Raw genomic sequence first — 18,396 nt, forward strand, 5'->3', positions numbered from 1 at the left:
AGTACGTCCAGTACGAGGGTGATGCGGGCGCGCGCCGATAGCACGCACCAGACGCCGCGGGCTGCTCCACGAAGATCCGCCGGACAGGCCCTAGGGGACCTCGCTCGCCGCACCCGTGGACCCACTCGCCTGCTCCGGCGTATCCGGCTTCGTGGGCGGCTCCTCCGGGTCCGGCTCCTCCGGGCTCGGGGAATCCGTCTCCGTCTCCGTCTCCGTCGGCGTGGGCTTGGTGACCGTCTTCGTGGGCGTCGGCGAAGACGACGAGGGCTTCGGCGACGACCCCGTCGCGCGCGGCGACGACGGCGACCCCGGGGACGACGGCGTGTCCGGCGCCGAGGACGTCGCCGAAGGCGACGCGTCACCGGCCGCCGGCGCCGACCCGCTCCCCGTCGGAGAGGGCGTCGCCGAGGGCGACGCGGAGGCGGGCCCCGAAGGCGCCCCGCTCGTGGACGGCCCGTCCGCCGGCTCCCCGGTCTCCACATCCGTGTCGTAGATGCTGTCGTCGTCCGGCGCCTCCTGCTCGGTCGACGTACCGGCGCCGCCCTGCGGGTCGCTGCTCGACGTCAGGCCGAGCGTCACCACCGTGCCGAGGACCCCGGCCAGCAGCACCCCCGCCCCGGCGGCGACCAGGTTGCGCCGGGCCCCGCCGATGAGGGCCAGCGGCCCGCCCCGCGCCGCACCCTTGCCGCCGCCCGCCGCGGGCGCGGTCACCGGCACCGTCATCGGCTCCTGCCGGGGCACCACGGCGGTGTCGGCGAACGCGCTCGTCATCGGGACCGGGACGACGGCCGGCACCCCCAGCGGCGGCGACGCGGCGAACGCCCCGTCGTCCCCCGTCGCCGGGCCGCCCCCGGCCCGGTCCTCGACCAGGGCGAGGGCCCGCCGCCCGGACACCGCACCGCTCTTGTCGGCGAGCGCCCCGCGCATGCTGATGGCGGTCTCGAGCTCGGCCCTGGCCCGGTCGGGGTGACCGGTGCAGAGCGCGAGGACGCCCAACTCGTGGTGGAAGTACGCCTCTTCCGCGACCTCCCCGGCGAGCCGGCCGGCCTCCTGGCCGATCCGCAGGGCCCGCTCCCAGGCTCCCCAGTGCAGCCCGGCCGCGAAGGCGGGCGCCGCGCTGCGGGCGAGAAGGACGGCGGCGCTCGTCCCTCCGGCGCCCTCCCCCGGCACCAGCCGGCCCATCGCGGCGATGATCGCGTCGGCCTCGGCGGTCGCCCGCTCGGGGGTGACCGAGGGGTGCCCGGTCCACCAGGCGTAGTGCTGGGCGGCGGTGCGGGCCCGGTCGACGGCGTCGTCCTCGTACCCGGCGGCCGCCAGCTGGGCCAGGACCCCGGCGGCCAGCCGGTAACGGGAGCCGGACGGGGAGAGCAGCCCGCAGCCGGCCAGCTCGCCGAGGGCGGCGTCGGCGTGGGTGTCCCCGACGAGCGCGGGCAGGTGGGCCTGGTGCGGCACCTCGCCGCCGAGGGCCACCGCGAACCGGAGCGTGTCCCGGGCGGCGTCGCTCAGCCGGGAGGCCAGCAGGGCGGCGGGCGCCGCGCCCTCGCCGAGGCTGGGCAGCGGCACGTCGGGGGCGTCGGCCGCTTCGGGCGCGGGCGGCGCGTCGGCGGGCCGGTTCTCCAGATAGCCGTACTCGTCGTACGCGGTGGCGTCGGTCCGCAGCTGGTCGCGCTGGCGCAGCAGCGCACCGGCCTGGACGAAGCGCAGCGGCAGCCCCTCGGACTCGAACCAGAGGTCTCCGGCCCAGTTGGCCTCCTCCTCGGTGAGCTGCCGTTCGGCCACCCGGCACAGCAGGTCCACGGAGGTGGCCCGGTCGAGTCCGGTGAGGAAGACCTCTTCCAGGGCGGAGTCGGCGCCGGGCGCGGCGACCTCGGGCGTCGCGGCGAGCAGGAAGGCGCACTCGGGGGTCGCGTCGAGCAGTTCGTCCAGGGCGGCGCCCCCGAGTTCCAGGTCGTCCAGGACGACGACGGCCCCGGTCGAGCGCAGCGTCTCCAGCAGGAGCGCCCGGTCCGGCCGGTACAGGGGGGCGTCGTGGACGGCGTCGAAGAGCGCGTACAGCAAGTCGGTGGCGGTGCGCTTGTGGCCGCTGAGGCGGACGACCCCGTCGGGCGCGAAGTCCGCGCAGTCGGCGGCGACGGCGTCGAGCAGGGCGGTTCGGCCGGAACCCGCCGGTCCGGTGAGCCGGACGGAGCGGCCGCGGGCGAGGAGGCGGGTCAGCCGTTCGCGTTCCTCCTCGCGCCGCAGCAGCGGCAGCTGGGGAACGGGCGGGCCGGGCGGCACGGCGGGAGCCGCCGCGCGGGCGCGGGCGGTGCGCTCGACGGGAGTGCGGCGGACGGGAGCGGCGGGCCGCTCGCCGGGCGGGCACGCCTCGACCTCGCTGCCGTCGACGGGGTTGACGGTGAGCGTCAGATCGCCGGCGACGAGGGTGACCATCCGCACCTGCTGCGGTGTTTGCTGACCGAAATCCGGGGTCAGCGGATCGCGCGAAGGACGGCGCCGGCCGGCCTCCTCGGCGAAGTCCTTGCTGTCGTTGCCGAACTCTTCCGGCCCCCGGTGTATCGGGTCCATCGCCAAAGCCCCCAAGACGCGTCGAGCACGGTTGTCCCTCCCGGCCTCGCACGTCCAGATGCCGCCCACGGTCCGGTGTCCGCCGGGTCGGGTCCGTCAATCGGCAGACGGCCGAACCCTAAACCTTCGCACAGTATCCACGACCATCCGGGGTGGCGCGCCGCCCCGAGATCACGGTCTCGTGAGGATTGTGTGCCTCCTCGCCGTACGGTCACCGAGGGGGCACGGGGTGTTCCCGTACGGCCCTCAGACGCGGGGCAGGGACTCCGCCGCGATCCCGCCCTCGATGGCGAGGATGCGGTGCAGCCGGGTGGCCACCAGCAGGCGTTGCATCTGCGGAGGCACGCCGCGCAGCACGAGGCGCCGTCCGGCGCGCCCGGCCCTGCGGTGTGCGCCCATGATGACGCCGAGACCGGTGGCGTCCCACGAATCCAGCTCGGTCAGGTCGAGCACCAGATCGCCGACGCCGCCGTCCAGGGCGGAGTGCAGGACCGTACGGGCGTCCGCCGCGCTTCGGACGTCGAGGCGGCCCCCGACGACCAGCTCGGCGTGGTCGCCCCTGATGTGCATATGCGCTCCCCTGGAATGCTCCGTGGCCCGGTCCGTCTGTCCGAAACTGTCTCTGCCCCAACTGACTGCGGCAGCGACAGGGTAGTTGCCGTCTGTAAGCGAACCGATACCGAATTCACTCCGAGGAGTGATGCGGGACCGTCGCGAACGCTGGTGTATCCGGTGGTTCCGGACGGCGTTCCCCCGAACGGCACCCGGCCTGGCTGACAGTGAATCAGCCGGACCGGACCGAAAATGATCAGTAGGTGTAGAAGCCCTGCCCGCTCTTGCGCCCGATGTCACCTGCATCGACCATCCGGCGCATCAGCTCCGGGGCGGCGAACTTCTCGTCCTGCGACTCGGTGTAGATGTTGCTCGTGGCGTGCAGCAGGATGTCGACGCCGGTGAGGTCCGCGGTCGCGAGCGGCCCCATCGCGTGGCCGAAACCGAGCTTGCAGGCGACATCGATGTCCTCGGCCGTGGCGACGCCCGACTCGTACAGCTTGGCGGCCTCGACCACGAGTGCCGAGATCAGCCGGGTGGTGACGAAGCCGGCCACGTCGCGGTTGACGACGATGCAGGTCTTGCCGACGGACTCGGCGAACTCCCGCGCGGTGGCGAGGGTTTCGTCGCTGGTCTTGTAGCCGCGTACGAGTTCGCAGAGCTGCATCATCGGAACCGGCGAGAAGAAGTGCACGCCGACCACGCGCTCCGGGCGCTCCGTCACGGCCGCGATCTTGGTGATCGGGATGGCGGAGGTGTTGGAGGCGAGCACGGTGTCGTCCCGGACGATCTTGTCGAGCGACCGGAAGATCTCGTGCTTCACCTCCAGCTTCTCGAAGACTGCCTCGACCACGATGTCCGCGTCGGCGACGGCGTCGAGGTCGGTGGTCGTGGTGATCCGGCCGAGCGCGGCCTCGGCGTCGGCCGCGTCCAGCTTGCCCTTGGCGACGAACTTGTCGAAGGAGCCCTTGATGCCGTCGCGGCCGCGGGTCAGGGCCTCGTCGGTGACGTCGCGCAGCACCACGTCCCAGCCCGCCCGGGCGGAGACCTGCGCGATGCCGGACCCCATGAGTCCGGCTCCGATGACGGCGAGCTTCCTGGCCACGTTGGCACCCCTCTGTATATGTCGCTGGTTCTGGTCCATGCCCTCCGGCGGAGGTTAGTACCCGGGGCGGGCGCTGGGGCCGTGAAGAGATGCGCGTCACGTCTCAAATGACGGACATCACACCGGGGGCCGTCATCCGGTGGCGCGGCGGGCGTAGTTGAGCACCTTTTCACCCAGCAGGTCCTCGATGTCGTCCAGCAGGACGAGCGCGTCCCTGGACACCTCGGCGGGCGGGCGGCCGGCCACCATCTCCTGCCCGATGTACCCCATGAGCGTGCCGTGGACCCAGGAGAGCTGACCGGCCACCAGGACGGGCGTCCGGTCCCCCGCCCCGGCGCCGCTCACCTCCACGAGGGTGGCCTCCAGGTGCTGTGCGGCCTCCTGCTGGATGTGCCAGAGGCGGGCCTTGAGGCTGTCGGCCTCCTCGATGACCCGCATGAAGCGCGCGTACCCCTCCATCAGGCCGACGGTGGGCGACACGCTCTCGACCTGGACGCGCAGCTCCCGCAGCACGGCGTCGGCCGCGGACTCGCCCCGGTCGCGGCCCCTGACGTACCGCGAGAGGCGTTCCACGACCCCCGCGCTCCGGTCCAGGAACAGGTCCTCCTTGGCGGGGAAGTAGTTGTACACGGTGTTGACCGAGACATCGGCGGCGTGGGCGATCTCGGCGATCGTCACCGCGTCGAAGCCCCGCTCCAGGAAGAGGCCGGTGGCCACGTCCGAGAGGTGCTGCCTGGTCTGCCGTTTCTTGCGCTCCCTCAGTCCCTCAGCCATGGGCCCATCGTAGATCGTCTGGTGTCCCTGTAAATTTGGGGTCATTGCATTTTTTCAGTGACTCTGTTTTCGTGGGGCGCATGACCGTCATCAGCACGTCCGGGCTCGCCCGGACCTTCATGGGCAAGTCCGGCCCCGTCGAGGCCGTCCGCCGCCTCGACCTGACCGTCGCGGCCGGCGAGATCGTCGGCCTGCTCGGCCCCAACGGCGCGGGCAAGACGACCACCCTGCGCATGCTCACCACGCTGCTCTCCCCCACCGGCGGCGCGGCCACCGTCGCCGGCCGCGACCTGGTCGCCGACCCGGCCGGGGTACGCGCGCAGTGCGGGTACGTCGCCCAGTCGGGGGGCGTCGACCCGCACACCACCGTGCGGGAGGAGCTGGTCACCCAGGGCCGGATGTACCGGCTCGGCAAGGCGGCGGCGATCGCCCGGGCCGCCGAACTCGCCCGGGAACTCGGCCTGTCGGAGCTGCTCGACCGGCGGACCGCGACCCTCTCCGGCGGCCAGCGCCGCCGCCTGGACATCGCGATGGGGCTCACCCACCGCCCCGCCGTGCTCTTCCTGGACGAGCCGACCACCGGGCTCGACCCGGGCAGCCGCGCCGACCTCTGGGACCTGGTGCGCCGGCTCCGCGACGCGCACGGCACCACCGTGGTGCTCACCACGCACTACCTCGACGAGGCGGACGCGCTCGCCGACCGGCTCGTCGTCATCGACGGCGGCCTGGTGGCGGCGGAGGGCACTCCGGCCGCCCTCAAGACCCGGTACGCGGGCTCGCCCGACGCCACGCTCCAGGACGCCTTCCTGGCCCTCACCGGACGCGCCCCCGCCGCCGACACCGCTCCCCTCGCGGTCTGACCCCCTCAGGAACGCCATGCTGCTGCACGACACCGCGCTGGTCTTCGGGCGTTACGCCCGCCAGACCCTGCGCTCCAGGTTCCAGATCCTCTTCGGCATCCTGATGCCCCTGCTCTACCTGCTCTTCTTCGGCCCGCTGCTCACCGGGCTGCCGCTCGGCGGGGACGTCGGCTCCTGGCAGATCCTGGTGCCCGGGCTGCTGCTCCAGCTCGGCCTGTTCGGCGCCTCGTTCGCCGGGTTCGGCCTCATCATCGACAAGTCGACCGGGGTCGTCGAGCGGATGCGGGTGACCCCGGTGAGCCGGGCGGCGCTGCTGCTGGGCCGGGTGCTGCGGGACGCGCTGCTGTTCGTGTTCCAGGCGGTGCTGCTGGTGCTCGTCGCCGTGCCGATGGGACTGCGGGCGCCGCTGGCCGGGGTGCTGATCGGCTTCGCCTTCGTCGGCCTGCTGACGGTCTCGCTGGCCTCGCTCTCGTACGCGCTCGCGATGCGGGTCTCGACGCCGCAGGAGTTCGGGCCCGTCATCAACTCGCTCACCATGCCGGCCATGCTGCTGTCCGGCCTGATGCTGCCGATGACGCTCGGCCCGAAGTGGCTGGACGTCCTCTCGCACTTCACGCCGTTCCGCTACCTGGTGGACGCGGTGCGGGACGCCTACGCGGGCTCGTACGCCACCGGGCACATGCTGTACGGGGTGCTGGTCGCCCTGGGCTTCGCCGCGTCGGCCGTGACGGCGGGCACACGTGTCTTCCGGAAGGCCGGGGCATAACTAGGGTGGCCGCATGGTCAATCTGACGCGCATCTACACCCGTACCGGCGACACCGGCACCACCGCCCTCGGCGACATGAGCCGCACCGCCAAGACCGATCTGCGGATCTCCGCGTACGCCGACGCCAACGAGGCCAACGCGGTCATCGGTACCGCGATCGCCCTCGGGCAGCTGGACGAGGACGTCGTGAAGGTCCTCGTCCGCGTGCAGAACGACCTGTTCGACGTGGGCGCGGACCTGTCCACTCCGGTCGTCGAGGACCCGAAATACCCGCCGCTGCGGGTGGAGCAGTCGTACATCGACAAGCTGGAGGCCGACTGCGACCACTACCTGGAACAGGTGGAGAAGCTCCGCAGCTTCATCCTTCCGGGCGGTACGCCGGGCGCCGCGCTGCTCCACCAGGCGTGCACCGTGGTCCGCCGCGCCGAGCGCTCCACCTGGGCGGCGATGGAGGTGCACGGCGAGGTCATGAACGCGCTGACCGCGACCTACCTCAACCGCCTCTCGGACCTGCTGTTCATCCTGGCCCGGGTGGCGAACAAGGAGGTCGGCGACGTGCTGTGGGTGCCGGGCGGCGAACGCTAGGAACGCGGGCCCGGCACCCGCTTCGGGAACAGCGTGTAGCTCGCCGCGATGACCAGGTTGATCCCGATCACCAGCAGCATCGTCCGCTGCCACGAGCGCAGCGAGCTCACGTCCCCGTCGCCGCCCACGTACCAGACGGCCGCCTGGAGCAGCGCCAGCGCGGTCGCGGCGGCCACGCACCACCGGGCGGCGGTCTTCCACTCGTACACCGCCCGCGCCTTCCCGTACTTCGGCGGCTTCACCGGGGGCGGGCCACCGGCGAACCGGTGCGCGACGCGGGCGTCCACCCACGTGATGGTGGAGTGCCCGAGGCCGACCGTGAAGCCGATGTAGACCGCGGCGAGGCCGTGTTTCCAGTCCGGCTCGGCGCCGTTCTTCAGGTCCACGGCGGTCACCGCGAGCAGGACGAGCTCCAGCACCGGTTCGCACAGCAGCACGGCGGCGCCCAGGCGCGGCCTGCGCGCCCCGTAGCGCAGCGCCAGGCCGGCGGCCAGCAGCACCCAGAAGGCGATCTCGCAGGCGACGATGAGTGTGACGATCACGGGTCCGCTCCTTTGCGTTCCCCTCCAGCCTGGCCGCCGCGCGGGCCCGGATCGTCGGCCCAGGTGACGAGACCTGACTGCATACTTCGATGTAGTGCCGACACCCGACCTGCCCCGCCCCCACCGCGACGACGTGCTCATCGCGGTCTCCGGGCTGCTCGGCGGACTGGTGCTGTGGCTGCTCAACCTGTACATGCGGGCCGGTGACGTCCTCGGGGACACCCGCCTGCCGCTCGTCCCGCTCGTCGTGATGTCGGCGGCGGAGCTGCTGCGCAGGAGCGCGCCGCGCACCGCCCTGGGCATCGGCACCCTCGCGCTCGTCGCGGACCAGGGCACCCACGGCAACCTGGCGACCGTGGCGATGTACACCGACGTCATGTACGCGGCGGTGCTGTACGGGACCCCGACGGCCGCCCGCCGCCTCCCGGTCATCACCTTCCTGATCTCCCTCGTCGTCACCATCGGCTCGCTCGCCTGGTTCCGCAGCCCCGAGGCCCTGCTCATCGGCATCGTCACCGCCCTCGTGGTCTTCGTGCCCGCCCTCACCGGAGTCAGCGTCCGCAACCACCGGGACGCCGCCGAGACCGCCCGGCTGCGCGCCGACCAGACCGCCCTGCTCGCCGAGATGGACCGCACCCAGGCGGTCACCGCCGAGCGGGCCCGGATGGCGCGCGAGCTGCACGACCTGGTCGCCAACCACCTGTCCGCGATCGCGATCCACTCCACCGCCGCGCTCTCCATCGGCGACCCGGAGACCTCCCGCACCGCCCTCGGGGTGATCCGGGAGAACAGCGTCGAGGGTCTGGCCGAAATGCGCCGCCTGATCGGGCTGCTGCGCACCGGCGCGGCCGATCCGGAGCCCAGCAGCTCGCCGACGCTCGGCTCGCTGGACGCCCTGGTCGAGCAGCACCGTGCCGCCGCCGCGGCCGGCGGGCTGACCTGCGTCCTGGAGGACACCAGGGCCGGGTCCGGGCCCCTGCCGGCGCCCGTCGAGCTGGCCGCGTACCGCATCGTGCAGGAGTCCCTCACCAACGCGCTCAAGCACGCGGCGCCGGGCCGGGTCGCGGTGCGGCTCGCTCGGGCGGCGGAGGTGCTGACGGTGGAGGTGACCAGTGCGCTCGGCGACCGGCCCGGGCCGCGCGCGCCGGGGTCGGGGGCCGGTCTGGTGGGGATGCGGGAACGCGTGGCGCTGCTCGGCGGGGAGTTCGCGGCGGGGCCGGAGGACGGAGTCTGGCGGGTGCGGGCGGAGCTGCCCGCGGAGGAAGGAAGGGGGACGTCATGACGATCCGGGTGCTGGTCGCGGAGGACCAGACGGCGGTGCGGGCGGGGCTGGTGCTCATCCTGGGCAGCGCGCCGGACATCGAGGTCGTCGGGGAGGCCGGGGACGGCGAGGAGGCGGTGCGGCTGGCCCGGGAGCTGCGGCCGGACCTGGTGCTGATGGACGTGCAGATGCCGCGCCTGGACGGGGTTTCGGCCACCCGGCAGGTGACCGGCGAGGGCCTGGCGGACGTGCTGGTGCTGACGACGTTCGACCTGGACGCCTACGTGTTCGGGGCGCTGCGGGCGGGGGCCTCCGGGTTCCTGCTGAAGGACACCGAGGCGGCCGGACTCCTCGACGCTGTGCGCACGGTGGCGCGCGGCGAGGGGCTGATCGCGCCGGCCGTGACGCGGCGGCTGATCGCGGAGTTCGCGGGGACCGCCTCCGCACGGGCGGCGGACGCTCCGGACGCCTCGGTGCTGGAGGCGCTGACCCGGCGGGAGCGCGAGGTGCTGGGGTGCCTCGGCGAGGGGCTGTCGAACGCGGAGATCGCCGACCGGCTCGCCATGGCCGAGGCGACGGCGAAGACGCACGTCAGCCGGTTGCTGGGGAAGCTGGAACTGCGCAGCCGGGTCCAGGCGGCCGTGCTGGCCCAGGAGTTGGGCGTCTGAGGTTTATTCGCGAACGATCACGATCTTTGGTCCAGACCTCTTGACGATTGGTCCAGACCTTCTTAATCTCACCGAACACACTGCGGTGAGCCTGCCATGACAAAAGCGGGCTCAGGGCGGCGCAGGGTTGCAGTTCACGGACCACCCCGTATGTCCGGACCTCACCCGAGGAGCACCGTTGAGCACTGAGACCCCCCGCCGGACCCGATTCAGACTCGGGTCCGGTCGAGCCACCAGAACCAGAGCCGTAGCGGGCCTCTCCGCACTGCTCCTTCCCCTGGCCGCGATGGTCGGCCTGGCATCCCCCGCCGAGGCGGCGACCTCCGCCACCGCCACGTACCTCAAGAAGTCCGACTGGGGCACCGGCTTCGAGGGCCAGTGGACGGTGAAGAACACCGGCACCACGTCCCTCAGCTCCTGGAGCATCGAGTGGGACTTCCCCAGCGGCACCTCCGTGGGCTCCGCCTGGGACGCCACCGTCACCCACTCGGGCAACCACTGGACCGCCAAGAACGTCGGCTGGAACGGCACCATCGCCCCCGGCGCCAGCGTCTCCTTCGGATTCAACGGCACCGGCTCCGGTGGCGGCGCCGCCACCAACTGCACGCTGAACGGCGCCTCCTGCGACGGCGGTCCCACCGTTCCCGGCGACAACGCCCCCTCGGCGCCGGGCACCCCCACCGCGAGCGGCATCACCGACACCTCGGTGAAGCTCAGCTGGACCGCGGCCACCGACGACAAGGGCGTCAAGAACTACGACGTCCTGCGGGACGGCTCGGTCGTCGCCACGGTCACCGGCACCACGTACACGAACACCGGCCTCACCGCGGGCACGGACTACTCGTACAGCGTGCAGGCGCGGGACACCGCCGGCCAGACCGGCCCGGTCAGCGGCGCGGTCAAGGTCCACACCACCGGCGGCGGTGACGACGGCGGCAACGAGACCGGCGACAAGGTCAACCTCGGATACTTCGCCGAGTGGGGCGTCTACGGGCGCAACTACCACGTCAAGAACCTGGACACGTCCGGTTCCGCCGCGAAGATCACGCACATCAACTACGCCTTCGGCAACGTCCAGGGCGGCAAGTGCACCATCGGCGACTCCTACGCCGACTACGACAAGGCGTACACCGCCGACCAGTCCGTCGACGGCGTCGCCGACACCTGGGACCAGCCGCTGCGCGGCAGCTTCAACCAGCTGCGCAAGCTGAAGGCGAAGTACCCCCACATCAAGGTGCTGTGGTCCTTCGGCGGCTGGACCTGGTCCGGCGGCTTCGGCCAGGCGGCCCAGAACCCGGCCGCGTTCGCGGACTCCTGCTACAGCCTGGTCGAGGACCCGCGCTGGGCCGATGTCTTCGACGGCATCGACATCGACTGGGAGTACCCCAACGCCTGCGGCCTGACCTGTGACACCAGCGGCCCGGACGCGCTGAAGAAGCTCACCTCGGCGCTGCGTACCAAGTTCGGCAAGGACTACCTGGTCACCGCCGCCATCACGGCGGACGGCTCCGAGGGCGGCAAGATCGACCTGGCGGACTACGCCGGCGCCGCGCAGTCGCTCAACTGGTACAACGTGATGACGTACGACTTCTTCGGCGCCTGGAACGCGAAGGGCCCGACCGCCCCGCACTCGCCGCTGAACTCGTACTCCGGCATCCCGATCGACGGCTTCAACTCCGCCGACGCCATCGCCAAGCTGAAGGTCCAGGGCGTCCCCGCGTCCAAGCTGCTGCTCGGCATCGGCTTCTACGGCCGCGGCTGGACCGGCGTCACCCAGGACGCGCCCGGCGGCACCGCCACCGGCGCCGCCCCGGGCACGTACGAGGCGGGCATCGAGGACTACAAGGTCCTGAAGAACACCTGCCCGACGACCGGCACGATCGCCGGCACCGCGTACGCCCACTGCGGCACCAACTGGTGGAGCTACGACACCCCGGCCACCATCAAGTCGAAGATGGCCTGGGCGAAGAACCAGGGCCTGGGAGGCGCGTTCTTCTGGGAGTTCAGCGGGGACACCAGCAACGGTGAACTCGTGAGCGCGATGAACACCGGCCTCAAGTAACCCCGAGGCTCAACCCCCCGAAAACGCCGGGGAGACAGGTCCGCCCCCTGTCTCCCCGGTTTTCGTATGCGCTGCGCGGCTCAGGCCACATCGACCCTCCCCCGGACTCCGTCCGGGAGGTGCCCCCTTCCAGCGAGCCCCTCTTCAGGCCACATTGACTCGCTGGCCGGGCGGGGCCGCCTCCAGCCAGGCGAGGAAGCCGGTCAGCGCGTCCTCGCTCATCGCCAGCTCCAGGCGGGTCTCCCGGTGGAGGCAGCCGAGCACGATGGCGTCGGAGAGCAGCGCCAGCTCCTCCTCGCCCTCCGGCATGCGACGGGCCACGACCTCGATCGCGGACCGCTCCAGGACCCGGCGCGGACGCGGCGAGTAGCTGAAGACCCGGAACCAGTTCACCTTGTCGCCGCTGTACCGGGCGACGCCGTACACCCATCCCTTGCCGGACAGGTCGGGTTCCTCGGGTACGTTCCACCGGAGGCTGCAGTCGAAGGTCCCGCCGGAGCGCTGAATCAGCCGCCGGCGCAGACCGAAGACGAAGAGTCCCAGCGCGACCAGTGCGACGACCAGTCCGCCCACCCACAGCGCGAGGTACATCTCCACCGACCTCCTCGCGTCGTCGAGTGGACGGAAGTCCGTCCATGCGTCATCTGCATCTGCATCGCCTCAGCCGCGACACGGTCCGGAGGGGTCTCCGGAACGGGCCGCGGCTGAGGGTAAAGCCATGTCGTGAGGTGGCTAGTGTGCCGCCACCGCACGCAGTCGCACTTCGGCGCGCCGCTCGGAAGCGGCGTCCGTGTCCGACTTCGCACGCTCGAGCGCACGCTCCGCGCGCTCGACGTCGATCTCGTCGGCAAGCTCCGCGATCTCCGCGAGAAGCGAGAGCTTGTCGTCGGCGAACGAGATGAAACCGCCGTGCACCGCGGCGACGACGGTCCCGCCCTCGCTCGTACGGATCGTCACCGGGCCCGATTCCAGCACACCCAGAAGCGGCTGGTGACCGGGCATGACGCCGATGTCGCCGGACGTGGTGCGCGCGACGACCAGGGTGGCCTCGCCGGACCAGACACTGCGGTCCGCGGCGACCAGCTCGACGTGCAGCTCAGCAGCCAAGGGTGGCTCCTCGGGTCACCACCCGGCGGTCGTGCCGGGTGTTGGGTCAATTCTACGGGGCGTGGTGAGGGGGACGGGACGCACCCGCCCCCCTCGGTGAGCCGGGGGCTCAGGAGACGCCGAGCTCCTTGGCGTTGGCCTTCAGGTCCTCGATGCCACCGCACATGAAGAACGCCTGCTCGGGGAAGTGGTCGTACTCACCGTCGCAGATGGCGTTGAACGCGGCGATCGACTCGTCGAGCGGAACGTCCGAACCGTCCACGCCGGTGAACTGCTTGGCGACGTGGGTGTTCTGCGACAGGAAGCGCTCGACGCGACGGGCACGGTGGACGACGAGCTTGTCCTCCTCGCCCAGCTCGTCGATACCCAGGATCGCGATGATGTCCTGGAGGTCCTTGTACTTCTGCAGGATCCCCTTGACACGCATGGCGGCCGAGTAGTGGTCCTCGGCGATGTACCGCGGGTCGAGGATGCGGGACGTCGAGTCCAGCGGGTCCACGGCCGGGTAGATGCCCTTCTCGGAGATCGGACGGGAGAGAACCGTCGTCGCGTCGAGGTGGGCGAAGGTGGTCGCCGGCGCCGGGTCGGTCAGGTCGTCCGCGGGGACGTAGATCGCCTGCATCGAGGTGATCGAGTGACCGCGGGTCGACGTGATGCGCTCCTGGAGCAGACCCATCTCGTCGGCCAGGTTCGGCTGGTAACCCACCGCGGACGGCATACGGCCGAGCAGGGTGGACACCTCGGAACCGGCCTGGGTGTACCGGAAGATGTTGTCGATGAAGAAGAGCACGTCCTGCTTCTGCACATCGCGGAAGTACTCCGCCATGGTCAGACCGGCCAGGGCGACGCGGAGACGGGTCCCCGGCGGCTCGTCCATCTGGCCGAAGACGAGCGCCGTCTTGTCGATGACGCCGGAGTCGGCCATCTCCTCGATGAGGTCGTTGCCCTCACGGGTGCGCTCACCGACGCCCGCGAACACCGACACACCGTCGTGGTTGTTGGCGACGCGGTAGATCATCTCCTGGATCAGCACGGTCTTGCCGACACCGGCACCACCGAACAGACCGATCTTTCCACCCTTGACGTACGGGGTGAGGAGGTCGATGACCTTGACGCCGGTCTCGAACATCTCGGTCTTGGACTCGAGCTGGTCGAAGTTGGGCGCCTTGCGGTGGATCGGCCAGCGCTCGGTGACCTCGGCCTCGGCCTCGGGCTTGTTCAGGATCTGGCCGAGGGTGTTGAAGACCTTGCCCTTGGTGATGTCGCCGACGGGGACCGTGATGCCGGTGCCCGTGTCGGTGACCGGGGCCTGGCGGACCAGACCGTCGGTCGGCTGCATCGAGATCGCGCGGATCACGCCGTCGCCGAGGTGCTGGGCGACCTCGAGCGTCAGCATCTTGAGCTTGCCGTCCTCGGCCGGGTCGGCCACCTCGACGGTCAGCGCGTTGTAGATGTCCGGCATCGCGTCGACGGGGAACTCCACGTCGACGACCGGGCCGATGACCCGGGCGACGCGGCCCGTGGCAACGGCCGTCTCAACTGTGGTCGTCATTACTTGTCACTCCCCGCGGTCGCGTCGGCCAGCGCACTGGCACCACCGACGATCTCGCTGATTTCCTGGGTGATTTCGGCCTGGCGGGCCGCGTTGGCAAGCCGGGAGAGCGTCTTGATGAGCTCACCGGCGTTGTCGGTGGCCGACTTCATCGCGCGGCGGCGGGCGGCGTGCTCGGAAGCAGCGGCCTGCAGCAGCGCGTTGTAGACACGGCTCTCGACGTACCGCGGAAGCAGGGCGTCGAGGACGTCCTCCGCCGACGGCTCGAAGTCGAAGAGCGGCAGGATCTCGCCCTTGCCGTCCTCCTGCTCCGTGGCACCGAGACTGAGCGGCAGCATCCGGTCGTCGACCGGGTTCTGCGTCATCATCGACACGAACTCCGTGAAGACGATGTGCAGCTCGTCGACACCGCCCTCGGCGGTCTCCTTGGACACCGCCTCGATCAGCGGGGCAGCCGCCCGCTTGGCATCCGCGTACGTCGGGCTGTCGGTGAAGCCGGTCCACGAGTCCGCGATCTTGCGCTCGCGGAACCCGTAGTAGGCGACACCCTTGCGGCCGATCACGTACGTGTCGACCTCCTTGCCCTCACCGCGCAGCCGCTCGGTCAGCTTCTCCGCGGCCTTGATGGCGTTGGAGGAGTAACCGCCGGCCAGACCGCGGTCGCTCGTGACGAGCAGGATCGCGGCCCGGGCCGGGGACTCGGCCTCGGTGGTCAGCGGGTGCTTGGTGGTGGAGCCGGTCGCCACCGCGGTCACCGCGCGGGTCAGCTCGGTGGCGTACGGCGTCGACGCCGCCACCTGGCGCTGCGCCTTGACGATGCGCGAGGCGGCGATCATCTCCATCGCCTTGGTGATCTTCTTCGTGGCGGTGACGGAGCGGATGCGGCGCTTGTAAACGCGAAGCTGAGCGCCCATCGATCAGCCCTCGCCCAGGAGCTTGCCGTCCGAGGTCTCGAACTGCTGCTTGAAGGCGGCGACGGCGTCGGCGATCGCCTGCAGCGTGTCGTCGGACATCTTGGCGCCCTCGCGGATGCTGGTGAGGAGGTCCTTGCGCTCGCGGCGCAGGTACTCCAGCAGCTCCGTCTCGAAGCGGCGGATGTCCTCGACCGGGACGTCGTCCATCTTGCCGTTGGTGCCGGCCCAGACGGAGACGACCTGCTCCTCGACCGGGAACGGGGCGTACTGCGGCTGCTTCAGCAGCTCGACCATGCGCTTACCGCGCTCCAGCGACGCCTTGGAGGCCGCGTCCAGGTCGGAACCGAAGGCGGCGAACGCCTCCAGCTCGCGGTACTGGGCGAGGTCCACGCGGAGCCGGCCGGACACCTGGCGCATGGCCTTGTGCTGGGCGGAGCCACCGACGCGGGAGACCGAGATACCGACGTTCAGGGCCGGACGCTGGCCGGCGTTGAACAGGTCGGACTCAAGGAAGCACTGGCCGTCGGTGATGGAGATGACGTTGGTCGGGATGAACGCCGACACGTCGTTCGCCTTGGTCTCGACGATCGGGAGACCCGTCATCGAGCCGGCACCCATGTCGTCGGAGAGCTTGGCGCAGCGCTCCAGCAGACGCGAGTGGAGGTAGAAGACGTCGCCCGGGTACGCCTCACGGCCCGGCGGGCGGCGCAGCAGCAGGGAGACGGCGCGGTAGGCGTCGGCCTGCTTCGAGAGGTCGTCGAAGATGATCAGGACGTGCTTGCCCTGGTACATCCAGTGCTGGCCGATGGCCGAGCCGGTGTACGGCGCGAGGTACTTGAAGCCGGCCGGGTCGGACGCCGGGGCGGCGACGATGGTCGTGTACTCCAGGGCGCCGGCCTCTTCGAGGGCGCCGCGCACGGAGGCGATCGTGGAGCCCTTCTGACCGATGGCGACGTAGATGCAGCGCACCTGCTTGTTCACGTCGCCCGAGCGCCAGTTGTCGCGCTGGTTGATGATCGTGTCGACGGCCAGCGCGGTCTTACCCGTCTGGCGGTCGCCGATGATCAGCTGACGCTGGCCGCGGCCGATCGGCACCATGGCGTCGACGGCCTTGTAGCCGGTCTGCATCGGCTCGTGCACCGACTTGCGGACCATGACGCCAGGGGCCTGCAGCTCGAGGGCGCGGCGGCCGTCGGTCGCGATCTCGCCGAGACCGTCGATCGGGTTGCCGAGCGGGTCGACGACGCGGCCGAGGTAGCCCTCGCCGACGCCGACGGAGAGCACCTCACCGGTGCGCTGCACCGGCTGGCCCTCCTCGATGCCGCTGAACTCGCCGAGGACGATCGCACCGATCTCGCGCTCCTCGAGGTTGAGGGCGAGACCGAGGGTGCCGTCCTCGAACTTCAGCAGCTCGTTCGCCATGGCGGAGGGCAGACCCTCCACCTTCGCGATGCCGTCGCCGGCAACGCTGACCGTACCGACCTCCTCGCGCGAGGCCGCGTCCGGCTTGTACGACTGGACAAAGTTCTCCAGCGCGTCCCGGATCTCCTCCGGCCGGATCGTGAGCTCCGCCATCTGGGTTCCCTGCTCTCCTTGTTGGGCCCGAAGTTTCTTAAGGGGGTCTGGGGGCCGACCCCCAGGAATCTTCTGCAGTTTCTGCACGGCCCAACCGGGCCGCTGGTCTTGCTCTGTTCTGTTGCGCTGCGCTTCGTCAGCCGGCCATGCGACGGGTCGCCTCGTCGAGGCGGTCCGCGATGGTGCCGTTGATGACCTCGTCGCCGACCCGCACCGCGATCCCGCCGAGGACCGAGGGGTCCACGTCGAGGTTCAGGTGCATCTGGCGGCCGTAGATCTTCGCCAGGGCGGCTCCCAGGCGCTGCTTCTGCCGGTCGCTGAGCGGCACCGCGGAGGTGACGATCGCGACCATGCGCTCCCGGCGCTCCGCGGCCAGCTTGGAGAGGGAGTCGAGTCCCGCTTCCAGGCTACGTCCACGCGGCTGGGTGACAAGCCGCACCACGACGCGCTCGGTGGCGGGCCGCGCCTTGCCGCCGAGCAGGCTGCGGAGCAGCTCGCCCTTGGCGGCGGGGGTCGCGGTCCGGCTGCTGAGCGCGGCACGCAGGCCGGTGTCCGAGGCGACGATGCGGCCGAACCGGAAGAGTTCGTCCTCGACGTCGTCCAGGTCGCCGGTGCGCTGGGCGGCGGTGAGGTCGGCGGTGTTCGCCAGCTCCTCGACCGCGTCGACCAGGTCACGCGACTGCGACCAGCGCGAGCGGACCATGCCGGAGACCAGGTCGACGGCTTCGCCGCCCACCTGACCGCCGAGCAGGCGGCCTGCCAGCTCGGCCCTGGCCTCGCCCGGCTGCGCCGGGTCGGTCAGGACCCGGCGCAGCGACACCTCGCGGTGCAGCAGCGCCGTGACGCCGGCCAGGTCCTCGGCGAGCTTCGCCGCGTCGACCGACGTGGAGTCGGTCAGCGCGTCGAGGCGCTCGCGTGCGGCAGCCAGTGCCTCGCGGCTCGCGCTGTTCATCGGACGGCCTCGGCCTTCGCTTCGAGCTCGTCGAGGAAGCGGTCGACGGTGCCACTCTGCCGGGCGTGGTCCTCCAGGGACTCACCGACGAGCTTGCCGGCCAGGTCGGTGGCGAGCTTGCCCACGTCCTGGCGCAGCGCGGCGGCGGCGGCCTTGCGGTCGGCCTCGATCTGGGCGTGGCCGGCGGCGACGATCTCGTCGCGCTGGCGCTGGCCCTCGGCACGCATTTCCTGCAGGATCACGGCGCCCTGCTCCTGCGCCTCCTGGCGCAGACGAGCGGCTTCGTGGCGGGCCTCGGCGAGCTGAGCCTTGTACTGCTCAAGAACGCTCTGGGCCTCGGTCTGGGCCGCATCGGCCTTCTCGATCCCGCCTTCGATGGCCTCGCGGCGCTCTTCCAGAACCTTGTTGATGTTCGGGAGGAGCTTCTTGGCGAGGAAGCCGAAGACGATGACGAAAGCGATGAGGCCAATGACGAGCTCAGGGATCGGCGGAATGAGCGGGTTTTCCGCTTCCTCCGCCGCGAGCTGAACCAGGGGGTTCACGTCAGTGCCTTCC

18 protein-coding genes are annotated in these 18,396 nt (G+C 71.1%); 6 read left to right on the top strand and 12 right to left on the bottom strand.

The window, feature by feature from the left end; all coding sequences use genetic code 11:
• Positions 1–90 precede the first annotated feature (90 nt).
• From ACFUJY_RS33155 to ACFUJY_RS33170, 4 genes are all read right to left on the bottom strand, one after another.
• Entirely contained in the window at positions 91–2,565 is a 2,475-nt protein-coding gene (locus tag ACFUJY_RS33155; RefSeq protein WP_383306541.1) for an ATP-binding protein, read from the bottom strand.
• 246 nt (positions 2,566–2,811) lie between these two features.
• A complete protein-coding gene (locus tag ACFUJY_RS33160; protein ID WP_383306543.1) occupies positions 2,812–3,135 on the bottom strand; it encodes an STAS domain-containing protein in 324 nt (107 codons plus the stop codon).
• Between the two features lie 238 nt (positions 3,136–3,373).
• A complete protein-coding gene (locus tag ACFUJY_RS33165; protein WP_073964852.1) occupies positions 3,374–4,222 on the bottom strand; it encodes a 3-hydroxyacyl-CoA dehydrogenase family protein in 849 nt (282 codons plus the stop codon).
• Between the two features lie 132 nt (positions 4,223–4,354).
• Entirely contained in the window at positions 4,355–4,996 is a 642-nt protein-coding gene (locus tag ACFUJY_RS33170) for a TetR/AcrR family transcriptional regulator (protein WP_383306546.1), read from the bottom strand.
• An 80-nt stretch (positions 4,997–5,076) separates the two neighbouring features.
• On the opposite strand from ACFUJY_RS33170, the gene ACFUJY_RS33175 reads away from it, so the two are divergent.
• The 3 genes from ACFUJY_RS33175 to ACFUJY_RS33185 are packed head-to-tail and all read left to right on the top strand — an operon-like array spanning position 5,077 to position 7,208.
• The gene (locus ACFUJY_RS33175) at positions 5,077–5,856 is read left to right on the top strand and encodes an ABC transporter ATP-binding protein (protein WP_383306548.1); all 780 of its coding nucleotides are present in this window, start codon (positions 5,077–5,079) and stop codon (positions 5,854–5,856) included.
• Between the two features lie 16 nt (positions 5,857–5,872).
• The gene (locus ACFUJY_RS33180) at positions 5,873–6,622 is read left to right on the top strand and encodes an ABC transporter permease (RefSeq protein ID WP_383306550.1); all 750 of its coding nucleotides are present in this window, start codon (positions 5,873–5,875) and stop codon (positions 6,620–6,622) included.
• Between the two features lie 13 nt (positions 6,623–6,635).
• Positions 6,636–7,208, top strand: coding sequence for a cob(I)yrinic acid a,c-diamide adenosyltransferase (locus ACFUJY_RS33185; RefSeq protein WP_383306552.1), 573 nt, complete (start codon positions 6,636–6,638; stop codon positions 7,206–7,208).
• Here ACFUJY_RS33185 and ACFUJY_RS33190 read toward each other — a convergent pair.
• Complete coding sequence (locus ACFUJY_RS33190) at positions 7,205–7,750, bottom strand: hypothetical protein (RefSeq protein WP_383306554.1); 546 nt, start codon at positions 7,748–7,750, stop codon at positions 7,205–7,207. The two genes, ACFUJY_RS33185 and ACFUJY_RS33190, sit on opposite strands and share 4 nt — an antisense overlap.
• A 94-nt stretch (positions 7,751–7,844) precedes the next feature.
• On the opposite strand from ACFUJY_RS33190, the gene ACFUJY_RS33195 reads away from it, so the two are divergent.
• The 3 genes from ACFUJY_RS33195 (at position 7,845) to ACFUJY_RS33205 (ending at position 11,741) form a co-directional block, all read left to right on the top strand.
• Positions 7,845–9,032: a sensor histidine kinase gene (locus ACFUJY_RS33195; RefSeq protein ID WP_383306556.1), complete on the top strand. Its 1,188-nt coding sequence runs from the start codon at positions 7,845–7,847 to the stop codon at positions 9,030–9,032.
• Entirely contained in the window at positions 9,029–9,679 is a 651-nt protein-coding gene (locus ACFUJY_RS33200; RefSeq protein WP_383306558.1) for a response regulator, read from the top strand. Before ACFUJY_RS33195 ends, ACFUJY_RS33200 begins: the two co-directional genes overlap by 4 nt.
• Positions 9,680–9,857: 178 nt before the next feature.
• Positions 9,858–11,741, top strand: coding sequence for a glycosyl hydrolase family 18 protein (locus ACFUJY_RS33205; RefSeq protein ID WP_383306560.1), 1,884 nt, complete (start codon positions 9,858–9,860; stop codon positions 11,739–11,741).
• 144 nt (positions 11,742–11,885) lie between these two features.
• On the opposite strand, the gene ACFUJY_RS33210 is transcribed toward ACFUJY_RS33205, so the two are convergent.
• From ACFUJY_RS33210 to ACFUJY_RS33240, 7 genes are all read right to left on the bottom strand, one after another.
• Positions 11,886–12,332, bottom strand: a complete 447-nt coding sequence (locus ACFUJY_RS33210) for a DUF2550 domain-containing protein (protein ID WP_020207372.1) — start codon at positions 12,330–12,332, stop codon at positions 11,886–11,888.
• Between the two features lie 141 nt (positions 12,333–12,473).
• Positions 12,474–12,848, bottom strand: coding sequence for a F0F1 ATP synthase subunit epsilon (locus ACFUJY_RS33215; protein WP_383306562.1), 375 nt, complete (start codon positions 12,846–12,848; stop codon positions 12,474–12,476).
• A 109-nt stretch (positions 12,849–12,957) separates the two neighbouring features.
• Positions 12,958–14,400: a F0F1 ATP synthase subunit beta gene (gene atpD / locus ACFUJY_RS33220; RefSeq protein ID WP_383306564.1), complete on the bottom strand. Its 1,443-nt coding sequence runs from the start codon at positions 14,398–14,400 to the stop codon at positions 12,958–12,960.
• Positions 14,400–15,314: a F0F1 ATP synthase subunit gamma gene (locus ACFUJY_RS33225; RefSeq protein WP_383306566.1), complete on the bottom strand. Its 915-nt coding sequence runs from the start codon at positions 15,312–15,314 to the stop codon at positions 14,400–14,402. Before ACFUJY_RS33225 ends, atpD begins: the two co-directional genes overlap by 1 nt.
• Positions 15,315–15,317: 3 nt before the next feature.
• Complete coding sequence (atpA, locus tag ACFUJY_RS33230) at positions 15,318–16,889, bottom strand: F0F1 ATP synthase subunit alpha (RefSeq protein WP_111338206.1); 1,572 nt, start codon at positions 16,887–16,889, stop codon at positions 15,318–15,320.
• Between the two features lie 136 nt (positions 16,890–17,025).
• Complete coding sequence (locus ACFUJY_RS33235; RefSeq protein ID WP_383306568.1) at positions 17,026–17,841, bottom strand: F0F1 ATP synthase subunit delta; 816 nt, start codon at positions 17,839–17,841, stop codon at positions 17,026–17,028.
• Positions 17,838–18,383: a F0F1 ATP synthase subunit B gene (locus tag ACFUJY_RS33240; RefSeq protein ID WP_361019640.1), complete on the bottom strand. Its 546-nt coding sequence runs from the start codon at positions 18,381–18,383 to the stop codon at positions 17,838–17,840. Before ACFUJY_RS33240 ends, ACFUJY_RS33235 begins: the two co-directional genes overlap by 4 nt.
• Between the last annotated feature and the right edge of the window lie 13 nt (positions 18,384–18,396).

This window comes from Streptomyces sp. NPDC057249, assembly GCF_042669245.1.
Lineage (GTDB): Bacteria > Actinomycetota > Actinomycetes > Streptomycetales > Streptomycetaceae > Streptomyces.